This window comes from Roseateles sp. YR242 (assembly GCF_900109745.1).
In the GTDB taxonomy this organism is placed as follows: domain Bacteria; phylum Pseudomonadota; class Gammaproteobacteria; order Burkholderiales; family Burkholderiaceae_C; genus Roseateles.
In genome coordinates, this window is sequence record NZ_FOAV01000001.1 from 115,399 (window position 1) to 132,317 (window position 16,919).

At 65.8% G+C, this 16,919-nt stretch carries 15 protein-coding genes; 8 read left to right on the forward strand and 7 right to left on the reverse strand.

Annotation, left to right across the window (positions count from 1 at the left end; genetic code table 11):
* Nucleotides 1-127 precede the first annotated feature (127 nt).
* On the reverse strand, nucleotides 128-3,100 hold the full coding sequence (locus BMY53_RS00510) for an ATP-binding protein (RefSeq protein WP_092942390.1): 2,973 nt from the start codon (nucleotides 3,098-3,100) through the stop codon (nucleotides 128-130).
* 540 nt (nucleotides 3,101-3,640) lie between these two features.
* On the opposite strand from BMY53_RS00510, the gene yqhD reads away from it, so the two are divergent.
* From yqhD to BMY53_RS00525, 3 genes are all read left to right on the forward strand, one after another.
* Nucleotides 3,641-4,804 (forward strand): alcohol dehydrogenase, encoded by a 1,164-nt coding sequence (gene yqhD / locus BMY53_RS00515; protein WP_092942393.1) that lies wholly within the window; start codon nucleotides 3,641-3,643, stop codon nucleotides 4,802-4,804.
* A gap of 105 nt (nucleotides 4,805-4,909) precedes the next feature.
* Nucleotides 4,910-5,830: an AraC family transcriptional regulator gene (locus BMY53_RS00520; RefSeq protein ID WP_092942396.1), complete on the forward strand. Its 921-nt coding sequence runs from the start codon at nucleotides 4,910-4,912 to the stop codon at nucleotides 5,828-5,830.
* A 98-nt stretch (nucleotides 5,831-5,928) separates the two neighbouring features.
* Complete coding sequence (locus BMY53_RS00525) at nucleotides 5,929-7,908, forward strand: acyltransferase family protein (RefSeq protein ID WP_092942399.1); 1,980 nt, start codon at nucleotides 5,929-5,931, stop codon at nucleotides 7,906-7,908.
* Between the two features lie 10 nt (nucleotides 7,909-7,918).
* Here BMY53_RS00525 and BMY53_RS00530 read toward each other — a convergent pair whose 3' ends face one another.
* Complete coding sequence (locus BMY53_RS00530; RefSeq protein ID WP_092942402.1) at nucleotides 7,919-8,326, reverse strand: VOC family protein; 408 nt, start codon at nucleotides 8,324-8,326, stop codon at nucleotides 7,919-7,921.
* 37 nt (nucleotides 8,327-8,363) lie between these two features.
* Nucleotides 8,364-9,509 carry a diguanylate cyclase domain-containing protein gene (locus BMY53_RS00535; RefSeq protein ID WP_177200649.1) on the reverse strand — a complete coding sequence of 382 codons (1,146 nt, stop codon included), beginning with the start codon at nucleotides 9,507-9,509 and terminating at the stop codon, nucleotides 8,364-8,366.
* 168 nt (nucleotides 9,510-9,677) lie between these two features.
* Here BMY53_RS00535 and lepB point away from each other — a divergent pair, with 168 nt between their 5' ends.
* Both lepB and BMY53_RS00545 read left to right on the forward strand, forming a co-directional pair.
* Nucleotides 9,678-10,346, forward strand: coding sequence for a signal peptidase I (lepB, locus tag BMY53_RS00540; RefSeq protein WP_092942408.1), 669 nt, complete (start codon nucleotides 9,678-9,680; stop codon nucleotides 10,344-10,346).
* A 79-nt stretch (nucleotides 10,347-10,425) separates the two neighbouring features.
* A complete protein-coding gene (locus BMY53_RS00545; protein WP_404947841.1) occupies nucleotides 10,426-11,034 on the forward strand; it encodes a pseudouridine synthase in 609 nt (202 codons plus the stop codon).
* Between the two features lie 56 nt (nucleotides 11,035-11,090).
* On the opposite strand, the gene BMY53_RS00550 is transcribed toward BMY53_RS00545, so the two are convergent.
* The 4 genes from BMY53_RS00550 to BMY53_RS00565 are packed head-to-tail and all read right to left on the reverse strand — an operon-like array spanning nucleotide 11,091 to nucleotide 13,613.
* Nucleotides 11,091-11,369: a DUF3325 domain-containing protein gene (locus BMY53_RS00550; RefSeq protein ID WP_092942415.1), complete on the reverse strand. Its 279-nt coding sequence runs from the start codon at nucleotides 11,367-11,369 to the stop codon at nucleotides 11,091-11,093.
* Nucleotides 11,366-13,117, reverse strand: a complete 1,752-nt coding sequence (locus tag BMY53_RS00555) for a PepSY-associated TM helix domain-containing protein (RefSeq protein ID WP_218151152.1) — start codon at nucleotides 13,115-13,117, stop codon at nucleotides 11,366-11,368. The genes BMY53_RS00550 and BMY53_RS00555 overlap by 4 nt, the downstream gene beginning before the upstream one ends.
* Nucleotides 13,114-13,404: a DUF3649 domain-containing protein gene (locus BMY53_RS00560; protein WP_092942421.1), complete on the reverse strand. Its 291-nt coding sequence runs from the start codon at nucleotides 13,402-13,404 to the stop codon at nucleotides 13,114-13,116. Before BMY53_RS00560 ends, BMY53_RS00555 begins: the two co-directional genes overlap by 4 nt.
* On the reverse strand, nucleotides 13,404-13,613 hold the full coding sequence (locus BMY53_RS00565; RefSeq protein WP_143073857.1) for a hypothetical protein: 210 nt from the start codon (nucleotides 13,611-13,613) through the stop codon (nucleotides 13,404-13,406). The genes BMY53_RS00560 and BMY53_RS00565 overlap by 1 nt, the downstream gene beginning before the upstream one ends.
* A 395-nt stretch (nucleotides 13,614-14,008) precedes the next feature.
* On the opposite strand from BMY53_RS00565, the gene BMY53_RS00570 reads away from it, so the two are divergent.
* The 3 genes from BMY53_RS00570 (at nucleotide 14,009) to BMY53_RS00580 (ending at nucleotide 16,878) form a co-directional block, all read left to right on the forward strand.
* Nucleotides 14,009-14,620 (forward strand): mechanosensitive ion channel family protein, encoded by a 612-nt coding sequence (locus BMY53_RS00570; protein WP_177200650.1) that lies wholly within the window; start codon nucleotides 14,009-14,011, stop codon nucleotides 14,618-14,620.
* A gap of 272 nt (nucleotides 14,621-14,892) precedes the next feature.
* Entirely contained in the window at nucleotides 14,893-15,573 is a 681-nt protein-coding gene (locus BMY53_RS00575; protein ID WP_404947851.1) for a c-type cytochrome, read from the forward strand.
* Nucleotides 15,574-15,576: 3 nt separating this feature from the next.
* Nucleotides 15,577-16,878, forward strand: coding sequence for a c-type cytochrome (locus BMY53_RS00580; RefSeq protein ID WP_092942430.1), 1,302 nt, complete (start codon nucleotides 15,577-15,579; stop codon nucleotides 16,876-16,878).
* Nucleotides 16,879-16,919: the final 41 nt, after the last annotated feature.

Here is a 16,919-nt window from a genome sequence, read left to right on the forward strand (position 1 = left end):
GCGCGTCCACTGGTTCATTCCAACAAGACCACGGGAACCTCTGCGTCACTCCCGCGAGCCGAGGTGCCCCTGATTCGGGATGGGGCGCAAGGCGCAAACCGCAGCCATCGCGGGCGCTAAGGCAAACTCAAAGTCGGGTGCCACCCGCAAGCAGACGCCTGGCCCGGAGAAGATCCGGCTGCGCAGACCCGTCGTCGATGGCGCCGACCAGCGCCAGCAGTTGGCATTGCGCCCAGCTGTGCATGGCGCTGCCTGCCGACGCCACCTCGCACATGCTGATGGCAATGCGCAACGACCAGAAGCGAGCGCCCTGCTCCACGCTGAGGTCGAACGCGCGGCGCAGCTCGGCCATGCAGCTGTCGCGGGTGTTGTCGCTGACGACTTGCGAATGGAGCACCGACAACGCGGCCCGCCGCAGCACCTCCGGCGCGCACCAGCCGACCTCGCCGTCCCGCACCCGGGCCACCGTCGTGAGGTTGGGCGCCTCCAGCTGCAACGTGGCCTGGATATCCATGAGCGGCATGCTCTTGTGCAGCAGCTCGGCTTCGGGGCTGCCGGGCGGCACCGGGCGCCCTTCGATGACACACGCGTAGACCTTGGCGAACGCTTGCCAATACAGCATGCCAGCCTGTGTGGAATGCGCCAGCAACTCCTGCGTCCAACGCTCGGCCGTGGGCAGATCGCCCTGCCAGATCGCCATGGGGATGGCCGCCATGCCCAAGGGCTGGCACCTGGCGTAAAGGTGCGCCGATGGGTCGGTCGCGATGGCAGCGTGGACGGTCTCCCAGGCCTGCCGGAAATCTCCGCGCAACCAGTGGATCCGGGCGAGCTGAATGCGCATGGCCACGGCGGCTGGCACCGCGCTCTGCAGGCCCCAGGGCTGGGTGCTGGTGTCCACATGCATGACCCGGCGGGCCAGCCGTTCGGCCGCGTCATGCTGGCCCAATGCGTGCAGGTTCAACGCCGCGAGCCGGTCGCCGACCGTGATGGACAACGGGGCATGCTCCCCTTGGGCCAGTTCCCGGATCTCGTCGCAGACGGCAAGGGCCTGGAGATAGCGGCCTTCGCCGTAGGCGCTGCCGCAAACGCTGTAGAGCGCCTCGATGCGTTCCAGCGGTGAGCAGAACTGCGCGGCCAGCTCGCGCACCCGGGCGGCCACGCGGGCCTTGGTTTCGCTGTGCACCAGGGCCTGGCCATGGATCTTGTGCAGACGCTCCTGCAGCAGGTATTCGAGCCGGGTACCGACCGCGCCGGCCTTCGCGAGCCGGTCGATGGCAGCCATCAGGAAGCGCGAGCACTCGTCAACGAAACCGGTGGTGATGTACAACGCCACCGATTCGGCCACGATCTCCATGCCCAGCACCAGATCGTTCTCTTCCAGCAGCGCCCAGTGGATGGCGCTCCTGAGCTCGGCGATGACGGTGGACCTGGCCAGGCTGTCGCGGTAGTGGCGCAGCGCCGTGGGCTGGCGGTTGGCCTCCACCATGCGGCCATGCAGGTAGAGGGCATGCCGGCGGCGCGCCGCCCAGGCATCCGGCGTGCTGGCGAGCGCGCGGTTGGCAAAGAGACGGGTGATGTGCAGCAGCCGATGCGCCACCCGACCATCGCCGGCCGGCACCGTCGTCACCAGCGACTTCGCGCACAGGCTCAGCACGCCTTCGGTCACACCGTCGGCGGGCAGATCCGGGCTGGTGGCCACGGCCACGGCGCCTTCCAGGTCAAACATGCCACTGAACACGGCCAGTCGCTGCAGCACCTGCCGTTCCGAGTCGGTGAGCAACTCGTAGCTCCAGTTCAACACCGCATGCAGCGTCTGGTGCCGGCTCATGGCGACACGTCGGCCGCGGGTGAGCAGCTCGAACGCGCTCTCCAGGCGCAGCAGCAGCCCTTGCGCGCCCAGGCTGTTCACACGCGCCGCCGCAAGCTCGAGCACCAGCGGCATGCCATCCAGGAACTCGCAGAGTTGCCGCACGGCAGAGACATTGGCCTCGGTCAACTGGAAGGTGTCGCAGGCCGCCCGGGCGCGCTCGACGAAGAGCTGGATGGCGGGATAGGCCAGCACGGCGTCCAGACCAAGGGCATCCTCTGGCCCGGGCACCGCCAGCGGCGGCAGCTTGAACACCCATTCCGCGTCGATCTCCAGCGCTTCACGGCTGGTGGCCAGGATGCGCAGCCTGGGGCAGGCCCGCAGCAGCCGGGCCGCCATGGCCGCGGCCGCATCGATCACGTGTTCGCAATTGTCCAGCACGATGAGGGCCTGCTGCCCGCACAGCCCCGCCTCCAGAATGGCCCAAGGCTCACCGCGCGCCACATCCAGACCACAGGATTGGCCGACGGCGGCCACCACCTGCGCCGCATCGGAGAGTGCGGAGAGATCCACGAAAAAGGCGCCGTGCTCGTGCAGGCCCGCTTGCTGCTCCGCCACGGCCAGCGCCACCGTGGTCTTGCCGATGCCGCCTGCGCCCACGAGGGACACCAATCGCTGTTGCGACAACAGTTCACCGAGGCGAGCCACGTCCGGGTCGCGCCCGATGGGGCGCGTCAGCCGGGCCGGTAGACGACGCTGCGCCCGCACCCCCGCAGGTGCAGGCAACGCAGGCGAAGCTGACACCTGCTCCCGAGCTTCGACGGGGGCGTGCGGCTGATGCGGAAGAGAGCGCGATGTCAGAGGCGCGGACGGGAGCGCGGACGAAGACGAAGACGAAGACGAAGACGAAGACGAAGACGAGGACGGGGACGGGGACGGAGGCGGAACCTGCACCTCGCCCACAAACGCATAGCCGCGGCCCGGCACATTCGTGATGTAGCGGGCCCCATTCTGTCCATCTCCCAGCAAGCGCCGGAGCGCGGACATGTGTACCCGCAGGCTGGTTTCCTCCACGACGGCGCGCATCCACACCCGCGATACGAGCTCTTCGCGGCTGTAGAGGCGGCCGGGGCTTTCCAGCAGTACCTCCAGCAACTGCAGCGCACGGCTACCGATGCGCACGCTGCCATGGGCGTCGAAGAGCTCGCGACGCACGGCGTCGTACCGGAAGGGCCCGAAGCCGAACACGGTCGCCTTGTGCTGTAGGAGGTTCGCTGCCGCGGTGGGGGTCATGAGTCTGCCGAGATGCCGGAGTTGCGGGGCGGCAAAGGCGCCATGCCCACGACGTGCAGGCGCCCACTTGCCACTAGCGGGCGCTCAGCGCCCATCATCGCCGTGGGCCAGGCCTTTCGGGGTGTGAATCTTCGTGAAATTCACCGACGAGCCACCGCATCGACCATCGTCATCCCACGGCTCTGTTCAGCGCTGCTTCCTGGACGATCCGCAATCGACCCAAGATGTCAGCCAAGGGTTCGGGAGAAGTTCCGTAGGTATGTTCCGTTTCTTCGTCAAATTCAAATATTTGACGAAGAAACGGAACACATGGAAGCGTCAACCATGCAGCTGTCGCCCCACGAGCGCCTTGCCTGTTCGTCTCCCGTTCAGCACAAATAGGCAAAACACCGGCAGCTTCGTGTATTGCCCGGTCGGGCTCGAAAGAGAAGAATTCCACCCATCAGATTGACCTTGGAACTCTCCCAGGCAATGGTCCCCACCAGCCAGAGCCCCGCCGCTCCAGCTGCACGGCCACATCAACCCGGATGGATGGATTCAATGAACAACTTCACCCTCAACACCCCCACCAAGATCCTGTTCGGCAACGGTCAGATCGCGAATCTGGCGCGTGAAATTCCTGCCAACGCCAGGATTCTCATCACCTACGGCGGTGGCAGCATCAAGAAAAACGGCGTGCTCGACCAGGTGCTGAAGGCGCTGGAGGGCCGGCCCGTTTTCCAGTTCGCCGGCATCGAGCCCAACCCCACCTACGAAACACTCATGAAGGCGGTGGAAGTGGTCAAAGCGGAGAAGATCGATTTCCTGCTGGCCGTGGGCGGCGGCTCGGTGGCTGACGGCACGAAGTTCATTGCAGCCGCAGCCCGCTACACCGCCGCTGCGGACCCGTGGGACATCCTGCTCACCACCGGCGCCAAGGTCAGCAGCGCGGTCCCCATGGGATGCGTCCTGACGCTGCCCGCCACCGGCTCGGAGTCCAACAATGGGGCCGTCATCAGCCGCGCCTCGTCGGGCGACAAGCTGCCGTTCTTCAGCCCCTGGACCTACCCCGTCTTCGCGGTGCTCGACCCGGTCACCACCTACAGCCTGCCGCCGCGCCAGATCGCCAACGGCATCGTGGACGCCTTTGTCCACACCGTCGAGCAATATCTCACCTACCCGGCGGAAGGCAAGGTGCAGGACCGCTTCTCGGAAGGCCTGCTGCTGACGCTGATCGAGGAAGGTCCGCGTGCACTGGCCGAGCCGGAGAACTATGCGGTGCGCGCCAATGTCATGTGGAGCGCCACCCAAGCGCTCAATGGCCTGATCGGCGCCGGTGTTCCGCAGGATTGGACCACCCACATGCTGGGCCATGAGCTCACTGCCATGCATGGCCTGGATCACGCCCAGACACTGGCCGTCGTGTTGCCGTCTGTCCTGCAGTACAAGAAGGAACAAAAGCGGGCCAAGCTGCTGCAGTATGCCGAGCGCGTCTGGAACCTGCGCGAAGGCACCGAGGACCAGCGCATCGACCAGGCCATCCAGGCCACCCGCGCCTTCTTCGAGCAACTGGGTGTGCGCACCCGCATGGCCGACTATGGCCTGGACGGCAGTAGCATCCCTGCCATGATCGCCAAGCTGAAGGAGCATGGCTCCACCGCGCTGGGCGAGCATCGGGACATCACGCTGGAAGACAGCCAGCGCATTCTGGAAGCAGCGCGCTGATGCCCGTTCCGCGCTGACAGCCCTGCGCTGATGGCCCGCGCTGATGGCCACAGGCCTTCTCCGGTGGCATCAGCGCCCCCTCCTGCCGCGTGATACAAGTTCCCCATGACCACAGTGCTGAACGATCGCGTGCGCAAGCGGATCATTGAACAGGCGATTGGATTCTCGACAGGCTCCTTCGCCAGCGCATCGCCGGTGGCGGGCGTGAAGATTCTCCACACGGAGAAAGGCCACGCCCGCACGCCAGTGCTTTATGAGCCGATGATCGTCATCGTGTTTCAGGGCGCCAAGGTGGGGTTTCTCGGTGACCGGACCTTCCGCTACGACCCCGAGCGCTATCTGCTGCTGACCGTCCCGCTGCCGTTTGAATGCGAGACCATCGCAAGCCCGAAGCGACCCTTTGTCGGCATCTCCATTGGCGTGGACGCCACCCTGCTTCAATCGGTGCTGACCGACATGGGGCATGAGCATATCGACGCGCTCGCCGCCGAGGCGTCTTCAGGCGTCAATGGCGCGAGATTCACGGACGAACTGCTCTGCGCCATCGAGCGCCTGTTCGACGCCATGAAAAATCCCCGGGATGCCAGGTTCCTGGGCAAGCTCATCGTCAAGGAAATCCTCTATCACGTGCTGTGCGGCGACAGTGGTGCGGCGCTTCATGCCCTGGTCAACCGCCAGACCCATTTCGGCCTGATCTCCAAGGTCATCCAGCACATCGAAACCAACTATTCGGAGACCTTCAGCGTTGAGCAGTTGGCCAGGATGGTGAACATGAGCGTGTCGGCCTTCCATCACAACTTCAAGGCCGTCACCAACACCTCGCCGCTGCAATACGTGAAGAGCTTCAAGCTGCACCGGGCGCGATTGATCATGCTGAATGAAGGCGCCAAGGCAGGGGTGGCGGCCACCCGGGTGGGCTACGAAAGCGCTTCGCAGTTCAGTCGCGAGTTCAAGCGCTACTTCGGCGCCACGCCGGTCGATGAGGTGGCGCGCCTGCAGCCCGCTGCCGTGACAGCAGACCACTGAACGATCTCCGCAAGTTTGTGGATGAGTTCCTGGCGCCCGTTCGCTAACGTGCGGGGCCCCTCAACCCACGGCGCCCGCGCCCCTTGGAGGCTGCGCGCATGCGCCAGGACAGCTCTGCCTATCGACGCGACATTGACGGCCTGCGTTGCATTGCCGTGCTCAGCGTGGTGGCCTATCACTTCGGGCTTTCCTGCCCCGGTGGCTTCACGGGCGTGGACATCTTCTTTGTGATCTCCGGCTACCTCATCGGCAGCCAGATCTACAGCGAGGCCAGCCAGGGGCGTTTCAGCTACGCGGCGTTTTATTACCGACGCGCCCGACGGATCGTGCCGGCATTGATGGCGGTGCTGATCGCCACCGGGGCGGCCATGCTCGCGCTGGCCTCGCCGCTTGAATTGCGGGACTTTGGCCGAGATGCGGCAGGCGCCGTGTTCTCCGTGTCCAACATCACGCTGTACCGCGCCATCGACTACTTCCGGCCGGCGGCGGAGAGCAACCCGCTACTCATGACCTGGTCCCTGGGCGTGGAGGAGCAGTTCTACATCATTGCGCCGGTATTGCTGGGCCTGATCGTGCGCCTGCGGCCCCACAAGCACTTCGCCGCCGTGGCGATGCTCGCTGCGATGTCGCTGAGCCTGGCCGTATGGCAGGTCCGCCACGCGCCGCAAGCTGCGTTCTATCTGTTGCCGCCGCGTGCCTGGGAACTGGCCGTAGGCGTCCTGCTGGCCATCTGGCGCGTCCATCATGCGGCGCCCCTGGCGCAGCGTCGGCAATGGCAGGTGGAAGTGATGGCCGTCATCGGGCTGGTGCTGTTGATCGTGCCGATCGCCACCTACAGCGCCACCACCCGCTTCCCAGGCCTGGCCGCGCTCCCATCTGTGGTGGGTGCGGCCCTGCTGCTGCATGCCGATGGGTCGTACATCAACACCCGCCTGCTCAGCCATCGCTTTGCCACCTTCTTCGGCCTGGTGTCCTATTCCTTGTACCTGTGGCATTGGCCACTGATCAGCATCGCCCGAATGACGCTGGAGGACGAGCCATCCCTGGGCTTGCGGCTGGGCTTGATGGCCTGCTCCCTCGCATTGGCCTATGGCTCCTACCGCTGGATAGAGACACCCTTTCGCCGCGCCGCCACACCCCAGCGGCAGGCTTTGCATCGCTATGCAGCCGTGCTGGCCGTTGCCGGCCTGGTTGCAGGATCGGGCTATCTCCTCGGCGGCATTCCTCAGCGTTGGGCACCCGACTTTGCCGCCATGGAGGCCAACGCCCAGCCGCCGCAGAACCGATGCCTGGTGGGATACGGGGGAACCACCCTTCCTCCCGCCGAGCTGTGCGCGGGGGCATCGGAGCATCAGGACGGATGGGCGCTGGTGGGTGACAGCCACGCCAGCGCCATGGCCCCTGCCCTGCAGGCACTGAGCCAATCCTCGGGATGGCGCCTCGTCGAGTTCACCAAATCATCCTGCCCATTCCTGGTAGGGGTCACGCGGCCCATGGCCCGCTACCCGCAGCATGGCCAGGAGTGCGTGCAGTTCAATGAGCAGGTGATGGACAGGCTGGTCTCGTCGCCGGCCATCAAGGTGGTGGTGATCGGGGGCTTCTGGGGCATCGGCATGGCGGCCGATGGGCCCTACACCGCCGTGGCCGGCGCGCAAACACCGCCCGAGGCGGCACTGCGCGGGGGATTGATGCAGACCGTGCAGGCATTAAAAGCGGCCGGCAAACAGGTGGTGGTGCTGGGGGACGTGCCGTTCTTCAATTTCGCACCCATCAAGCGGGTGGCCGCGTGCAGCAACCGCTTGCGCGCGCAGTTGAACGACATCGAGCCACAAAGCCGGGATTGCGAGTTCGGCACCTGGGCACAAATTGCGGACGATGCCCGGGCCCATGCGGTGGTCCGGGACGTGGTTCAACACGCTGGCGCCACCTACATCGACCCTCGGGCCAGCCTGTGTGATGGATCCGGCTGCCGATTTGCCGACAGCGGCCGCATGCTGTACCTGGACCGGCAGCATCTCTCGACACCCGGCGCTCACCTTGCCGCTCAGCCGCTCAAGTCGCGGCTGGGATTCCATTGAGCGGCGCCTGTCAGGACGAGGCGTCCGCCACCCGCTCCGAAATCTCGATGAGATTCAGATCCGGGTCCCGCACATACACGGAGCGGATCTTCCCGGTGGCTCCGGTGCGCAGGACCGGCCCCTCGATGATCGCCACACCTGCCGCATCCAGGCGTGCCTGCACCTGCAACAGCGGCACGCTGGCGATGAAGCACAGATCCAGCGCGCCCGGTACCGGCGTGTGCGCCTTGGGCTCGAACTCACGCCCCTTCACATGCAGATTGATCTTCTGCTGGCCGAACTTGAAAGCGCGCCGTTTCACCGGTGGTGTGCCGCCCACAAAGGATTCCAGCTGCATGCCCAACACCTCGGTATAGAAGCGAATGCAGTCGGCCTCGTGGTCGGTGGTGAGGACAAGGTGGTCGAGGTGATCGATCATGGATACTTCCTGAATGCCGGCATGTCCGAAGTCTGCCTCACCCGGGCCTGGCCTGCTTGCGGCGCTTCTTTTCGGCGTAGGACATATCGTCCGCCACTTCGGCCAGATCCCGGAACGTCCGCCCCGGCGCGCCCACGGCGTAACCGATGGAAGCGCCGATGGTGACCACCGCCCCAGGGACCGCGATCGGCTGTTGCAGCGCCTGATCGATGCGGGCGGCAATCACGGCCACACGCTCCGGATTGGCCAGCTTCGGCAGCAACACCACGAATTCGTCCCCACCCACACGGGCGACCAGGTCATCGCCCCGGCATTGCTGCAGCAGCCGCTCCGCCACGGTCTTGAGCACCTGGTCCCCGGCGCTGTGCCCATGGTGGTCGTTCACCGGCTTGAAGTCGTCCAGGTCAAACACCAGCACGCTGTACAGGCTACCCTCCACCTCGGCCACACGCCGCTCCAGCCCCCGGCGGTTCGCCAAGCCGGTGAGCAGATCACGGTCGGCCTCCGCCTGCAGCCGCTCCAGCCCGGTACGGCTGATGCCCACCAGCTTGGCTGAATAGGCCAGGGTCCAGATGATGAAGGCCACGTAGGCACTGAGCGCAGCCGCCGCCCACCACTGCAGGGCATGCAAGGTCGCATCCCGGTCCGCGCGGCGGGCTGCGAGCAGGCGCTGCTCCTCGTGCTCCAGGGCGCCCAGCAACTCGCGAAGGCGCTTGCTGGCGTCGATGTTGACCCGCTCATGCAGCGAGCGCTGCAACGCCTCCACGCCGTCTCGCCTGGCAATGACGTTCGAGCTTCGATACCACCCGAGAATTTCAAGCGTCTCCGAGGCCGCTTCCTGGGCACGCAGGGTCTGGGTCGGATTGTCGTTGACCACTTTTTCCAGGCGACCGGCGGCTTCGGCGGATTCCGTGGTGGCCTCCTGCAGGCGATCAAGGAACTCCGGCCGTGGGGCGATCGCGTAATTGCGCAGGGACAGCCCCCCGCGCAGCACGGACGCCCGGAGCGTGTTGATGTGCTCGATGACGTCGTAGGTATGGTCGACCCATCGGTCCGCCTCCCGGAACTTGACCACCCCGCCGGCCAGCACGGCAGCCCCAAGGACCACCATCAACAGGGCGGCCGTCTGTGTGGCCTGAACGACCCGCGCAATGCGTCCAAGCGTGTTCTTCTGAGATTGCATAGTGGGTTGTCGGATCCCGCCACAGGGCAACGATGCCACGATTCTGCTACGCATTTCATGTTGCCCAGCCCGCCACTGGCCCGCCTCAGCCACCATTCGCCGCACCAACCGCCCACCCGGCCGGTGGCCCGCCAGACTGCCACCGTCCCCACTTTTTCCGAGACAACGATGAAAGCCTGGCTTCGTTCCAACCGCGGGTTCCTGGTATTCCTGGCGGGTTTCCTCTTCTTCCGGACGGCCGTCGCCGACTGGAACCCGGTGCCCAGCGGCTCCATGCGGCCCACCATCCTGGAGGGCGACGTGGTGTTTGTGGAACGCATCGCCTACGACTGGAAGCTACCGCTGACCGACGTGTCGCTGTTTCGAGTGGCCAACCCGCAGCGGGGCGACGTGGTGGTGTTCAGCTCGCCGCGTGATGGCACACGGCTGATCAAGCGCATCGTGGCCGTGCCGGGTGATGAGGTCGAGGTGCGCAACGACGTGCTGGTCATCAATGGCCAGCCTGCCACCTACAGCGCCCCCCAGTGGCTGGAGGAGACGGTCGCGCCCGGCGTTCACCTGCCCGCCGTGCGGGAGGTGGAAGAGTTGCTGGGGCAGCGCCGGCTGGTGCAGCAGTTGCCCGGCGTAGCCAGCCGGCGCAACTTCGGCCCCTTGAAGCTGGCCACGGACGAATTCTTCATGATGGGGGACAACCGCAACAACAGCGAGGATTCCCGCGCCATCGGCCCCGTGCCCCGGCGGCTGATCACCGGGCAGGCGCGGCGGTTGCTGGTCTCGGCGGACATCACCGCACATTGGGCGCCGCGTTGGGAACGCTTTGGTGCGGCGCTGCGCTGACGCCTGAAGCCCGGTCTGGTTTGGTCGGGGCCAGACGTTCAACCGCGTCCACCGTCAGCGCCCGGGTCTGCGCCCTGCGTTGGGGCCGGCGCCGTGCAAGTTATGCTGGCGCGTCCTGCATCCGAGAGCCTGCGTTTTGTCCCGCCTGATCTGTTTCAACAAGCCCTATGGCGTCCTCAGCCAGTTCACCGCCGAAGGTCGCTGGAAGGGGCTGAAGGAATTCATCGACCTGCCCGGCGTGTACCCGGCCGGCCGGCTGGACGCGGATAGCGAAGGTCTGCTGCTGCTGACCGATGACGGCCAACTGCAGCAGCGCATCTCGGCCCCGCGTTTCAAGATGGACAAGACCTATTGGGTGCAGGTGGAGGGCTCGCCGGAGGAACCGGCATTGGACAGCCTGCGACGCGGCGTGGTGCTCAATGATGGCCCCACCCTGCCGGCCCAAGTCCGGCTGCTGAGCCCGGCGCCGGAACTCTGGCAACGTGACCCGCCCGTGCGTGCGCGCAAGACCATCCCCACGGCCTGGATCGAGGTGGTGATCCACGAAGGGCGGAACCGCCAGGTGCGGCGCATGACGGCCGCTGTCGGCCTGCCCACCCTGCGCCTGGTGCGGGTGGCGATCGGGCCCTATCGGCTCGATGACCTGCAACCCGGTACGTGGCGCGAAGCCGCCGTTCCCGGCCGCTGAAACCACCGAGACAGGGCCGACCCGTGTCAGGCGGCACGTTTCGGGCCGGGCGGTGTCTAATTCTTGCGCCGCTGCTGGACGATCAGCGCCAGAAACACCACCGCCGCAGCCAGGCTGGTGTAGCCGCTGTAGTTCACCAGCCCCAGTGACCAGCCCCACGCGCCCACCACCACCGCCAGGCATCCCAGCAACAGCAGCCCGCCCACGGTTCGCAGCAGTCGGGAGGTGGTCGTCGGCAGCTCCTTGCCGAACACATCCGACTGCGCCCGGTCCGTCGCCAACGCCAGCGCGGCGAAGGCCACGATGCAAATCAGCAGACAAGCCAGGTGAGTCATCGCCCGCCCTCCCCGCCGGGCTGAAGCGCCAGTCCTGCATGAGCGGCGGCATCGGTAGCGCGTACAGGTGAGAGCCCGGCCGGGAATTCGGCCGCCACCGTCGGTTTGGCTGCAGGTTCAACCGCATGCGCAGGTGCTGCGACGCGGCGTGCCTTTGGCACCGGTTGGTGTCTGGGCACATGCCGCGCCGTGCGGATGGCCAGCCAGGCCAGCAATGCAGCGAGCACCCAGAACATCAGCTCCACGCCGACAAAGACCCAGTCCCCCCGCGCCGCACTGCGCCACATCGGCCGGTCAGTGGTCAACGCATTGACCACCGGCAGCAGCGCCAATGCGGCCGCACCGGCCCAGAACAATTCGATCCAGGCCCGCTTGGCCGGCCGCAGCACCGCATGCGCCAGCGACAGCGCCCAGACGATGAAGACCACATGCACCTCCCACTCACTCCGCTGCGCCATCTCCAGCGGCAGCAGCCGGTTGGCCCACAGCATCGCAGTCATGGCCAGGGGCAGGCCCGCGATGGTGGCAATGTTCAATCGCTCGACCAGACGGAAGCCGACATATGGCTTGTGCGGGTCGGGCAACTGTTGTCGGCGCTTGACCGTCCACATCACCAGCCCGCTGCCGACCATCGCCGTGCCCGCCAGGCTGACGATGAAATACAGCCACCGGGTGGCATCGTCACCAAATCGGCCCAGGTGCAGGCCATACATCACACCGCGGGTCTCGGCAGCGGCGCCGACGGCGTTCTTGTCCTCCACCAATTGGCCGGACACACCGTCAAACAGCAGGTATTGCGGACTCATGGAAACACGGCCGTTCTCGCCGCGGGTCACAGCCACGCGCGCGGACGCATCACCCGGGTTGGTGGCGGTCACACGGGCCACGCTGTTCGGCCCCCAGTGGCGCTCGGCCTCGCGCACCATCGCTTCGACCGAGGCCAGCGGCGCAGCCTGGCCGGACGGTGGCCCCGGCTGGATGAAGGCATTCAGCTCCGCCGTCAGTTGCTTCTTGAGTGCCGGCGAATCGATGCCGGCCTGCTCGCCCCAGGGCATGTACATCGCCATCAGGGTCACCAGCCCCGTATAGGTGATCATCAGGTGGAAGGGCAGCCCGAACACGGACAGCGCGTTGTGCGCGTCCAGCCAGGAGCGCTGGCCCTTGCCCCACCGGAAGGTGAAGAAGTCCGTGAAGATCTTCTTGTGGGTGATGACGCCGCTGACGATCGCCACCAACATGAACATGGCAGCCAGCCCCGCCAGCCACCGGCCCCACAGCACCGGCATGTAGTGGAACTGGAAGTGGAAGCGGTAGAAGAACTCGCCCCCCAGCGTCTCGCGCGAGGTCACCTTCTGGCCGGTCTGGGGGTCGAAGTTGGCCTCCTTGAACGCGCGGCGGGCGCCGTCCTTGGGCGGCACGCGCCAGAAGGCGTTGGCGACGTTGTGGCGGTCATCCGTCAGGCGCATGCTCCATTGCGTCGTACCCGGCGCCAGCGTCTGGAGCTCCTTCGCAATGCGGCCGGCCACCACGGCCGGCGCGGGCGCCTCGGCCTGGTGGGCAATTTCCGGGCGCATCCATTGCGACAGCTCTTCCTTGAAGTAGCTGACGGTGCCGGTCAGGAACATCGCAAACAGCACCCAGCCCAGCAGCAGGCCGGTCCAGATGTGCAGGTCCGACATGGTCTGGCGGATGCCACGCGCTTGAGGCGCGGGTTGGGAAGCCGCAACGGCGGGGCGATCAACACTCATGATGCAGAAACAGGCGCGGCGTTATGCCAAACGGACCAGGCAAAAGGCAGCAGCACCATGGCCGCGATGAACAACCCCACCCAGGCACGGGTGGCACTGCGCACGGCAAACACCCAGACCACGGCGCCGGCATACAGGGCAAAGCTGCCCAGCATGCCGCCGATGACGGCCTGCGGCCGGCTCACCGGCAACGCCAGGACGGCCACGCTGAGCAGCGCGGCCAGCACATAGCCGCCGCCCATCGCGGCCACGATGCGCGAGATCAGCGGCAGCACGCGCAGCACCATCAGAAGTCGAACGACGCCGACACCACCAGCGTGCGGCCGGTGGCGACGGTGGCGTAGGTGCCGCTCAGCAGCCAGTAGTGGCGGTCGAACACGTTGTCGATGTTGGCGCGCAGCACGGTCGGCACGCCGGCAATGCTGGTCTTGTGACGAGTGCCGATGTCAGCGCGGGTCCTCGCGTGGGCCACACTCGCGCCCAGAAGCGAATTCATGGCCAGCGCCATCGGCTGACGGGCAGCTTTGAACTGAGGATGTTCGGGACGAAGAATTCGTGAGGTCATGGTCAGTCAAGCGGCAACTCATCAACAATCGCGATGAATTCGCATATGCGAATATTTCTCATCTTAGAGCTTGAACGATGAACATCGGTAAACCGCTGTGCGAATGGAGGACGGTTTGCCCCAAGCGTCGTCAAGGCGGGAACGCCTCTGCGAACGCGATGTGACCGGCCCGAGACAGATCGCGGCGGGACACCACCGGTAACAGGTGACTTTCGGACAGCGCGGTTTGCCACCTGGATGCCGTTCGAGTCACGCAGAGGCCTTGATGCGCCTGTAAGCTGATGGCGTTGCCCGACCCACGGTTCAACATCGTTCCCCATGTTTTCATGAGCAAGTTGATTCAATCCCTGCACGACTTCCTGCCCGTCTGGGCTTCCGACTGGCTGGACATCCTGGTGCCCCTGATCGAGGTCGCATTGATTGGCCTGGCAGCCTGGCTGGTCATGCGGGTGGCCCGCCAGGTCACGCGTCGGTTGACCAGCGCCTACGCGCTACCGCTGAAGCTGGCCGCGCTGTTCCTGCGGTCCGTGGGGGTGGTGGTGTACGGCTGCGCACTGTTGTGGGCGCTGGCACGGCTGGGCGTCTCCGGCGCCGTGCTGTGGACGGCCTTTACCGGATTTGCCACGGTGGGTGCGGTCGCTTTCTTTGCGGCATGGAGTGTGCTCTCCAACCTGTTCTGCGCGCTGCTGATCTACATCACCCGCGCCTTTCGGGTGGGCGATGTGGTGGAGCTGCTGGAATCCGGCGACAAGGCAGGGGTGAAGGGCCGGGTGCTGGAAATCAACCTGGTCTACACCACGCTGCTGGAAAGCGGGGATTCGTACAGCGGCACCAGCCTGCAGCTGCCCAACGCCCTGTTCTTCCAACGCGCATTGCGGCGCTGGCACGGTGCCGCAGCCGATGAGGGCGCCCCACCGGAGCCGCCGATCCGGATTTGACAGCTCGGGGCGCACGCGCAGCCCGGCCCACGTCTGAAGACCCCCGCTTCTATCCGCCTTTTTGTAGAGGACGGAATGACGGACACCGCCTATCGTCCCCTGGCTTGGGGGCAGGCGGGGATGTGCAGAGTCCCTTGACCTGATCAATGGCAGGGTTTTCACCGACCCACGGTGGCAACTTCATTTGCTGAACTCAGCGGTAAGAAAGCTTTGCATAGCTCGACAAAGGCAACGCAATGGCGGGTCGCTCCACGATGGCGGTTTTCCTGTTGATGGTCGCGCATGCCGCCTGGGCCGGCCCCGGCGATGCGGATGCCGTCCCCGCCTTCCAGCGCATGGATTCGATGGAGGCGCGTGTGCAGGGCTGCGTCACCTGCCACGGCCAGAGCGGCCAGGGCACCAACAATGGCTACTACCCGCGCATTGCCGGGAAGCCGGCCGGTTATCTCTACAACCAGTTGGTGGCCTTTCGGGACGGCACTCGCCATTACGCCCCGATGAATTACCTGGTCGCGTACCTGCCGGACGCGTATCTCAAGGAGATGGCGGACTACTTCTCCCGCCAACGCCCCCCATTCTCGCCATCCACCGCGCCACCGGCCGCGCCCGAGATCTTGAGCCGGGGCGGCACGCTGGTGTCTGCCGGGGATGCCAAGCTGGGTGTACCCGCCTGCATCGCCTGTCATGGCAAAGGTCTGACCGGCATGGCACCGGGCATTCCAGGCCTGGTGGGGCTGCGGCAACCCTACATTGCCGCGCAGCTGGTGCGCTGGAAAGTCGGTGACCGCCATGCAGCAGCACCAGACTGCATGGCCCGCATTGCCAACAAGCTGACCGATGCCGACATCACGGCGGTGTCCTCCTGGCTGGCCACCGTCCCTGCGCCGGAAGACCCCTCACCGGAGTCGCCGAACCTGGTCCGTATGCCCTTGGCCTGCGGCAGCCAGAGGTAAGCCATGAAAAGCAAGTTCGCCATTGCATTGGGCTTCCTGGTGGTGCTCATGGCCGCCGCCATCGGTTTCTACATCCATGCGGTCTACCGGCCCTTGCCATCCACGGGCAAAGGCCCACGCGGCGCCGAGACACCGGACGCGACCACTTCGCTCATTGCCAAGGGCGAATACCTGGCCCGCATCGGCGATTGCGTGGCCTGCCACACCGACCCTGGCGGGAAGGTGTTCGCCGGCGGCCGTGCCATGGCGACGCCGTTCGGCCCGCTCTACACCCCCAACATCACACCGGACGATGAGACCGGCATTGGCGCGTGGTCGGCCGATGACTTCTACCGGATGATGCACACCGGCATTTCGCGGGACGGCACCCTGCTCTACCCGGCCATGCCCTTTGCCAGCTACACCAAGGTGACGCGGGATGACTCGGATGCGATGTACGCCTATCTGATGTCCGTCAATCCGGTGAAACAGAAGAATCGGCCCCATGAATTGCGCTTCCCCTACAACCAGCGGGAATTGCTGGTGGGCTGGCGCACGCTTTATTTCTCCGAAGGAGAGTTCAAGAGCGATCCCGCCAAGGACGCGACCTGGAATCGCGGCGCCTACCTGGTCCAGGGCCTCGGTCATTGCGCCATGTGCCATACCGCCGTCAATCGGCTGGGCGGCTCCAGCGAATCTCAGGCCTTCGAGGGCGGCATGATCCCCAACCAGAACTGGTATGCGCCCTCGCTCACCTCCAACCGTGAGGCGGGCCTGGGCAACTGGTCCATCAAGGAGATCAAGGACCTGCTGCAGGCCGGCGCTTCTGACCGTGGCACCGTCTACGGCCCCATGGCGGAAGTCGTTTATCACAGCCTGCAGTACATGACGGATGCCGACGCCGAGGCCATGGCCGTCTACCTGAAGGACCTGCCCAAGCGGGACGCGGAGCCGCCGCCCACCAGCCAGGCCCGCCTGGTGCAGCCCGCCGTGATGGAGCTGGGCCGCAAGACCTACGACAAGCAATGCGCCATGTGCCATGGCGCCGAGGGCAAAGGCTCGCCCCCCGGCTTCCCGCCGCTGGCAGGCAATCAATCCATCACCATGCCTTCGCCGGTGAATTCCATTCGCATGGTGCTCAATGGGGGCTACCCGCCGGGCACCTACCGCAACCCACGCCCACACGGCATGCCGCCGTTCAATCACATCCTCAATGACGAGGAAGCGGCGGCGGTGGTGACCTACATCCGGGTGGCCTGGAACAACGCCGGTACGCCCGTCTCGCCGACGCAGGTGAATGAACTCCGCAAGCTTCTGCCGGAATAACGGACGGCATCACGGGCGGACCAACGAACCCAATAGCGGCT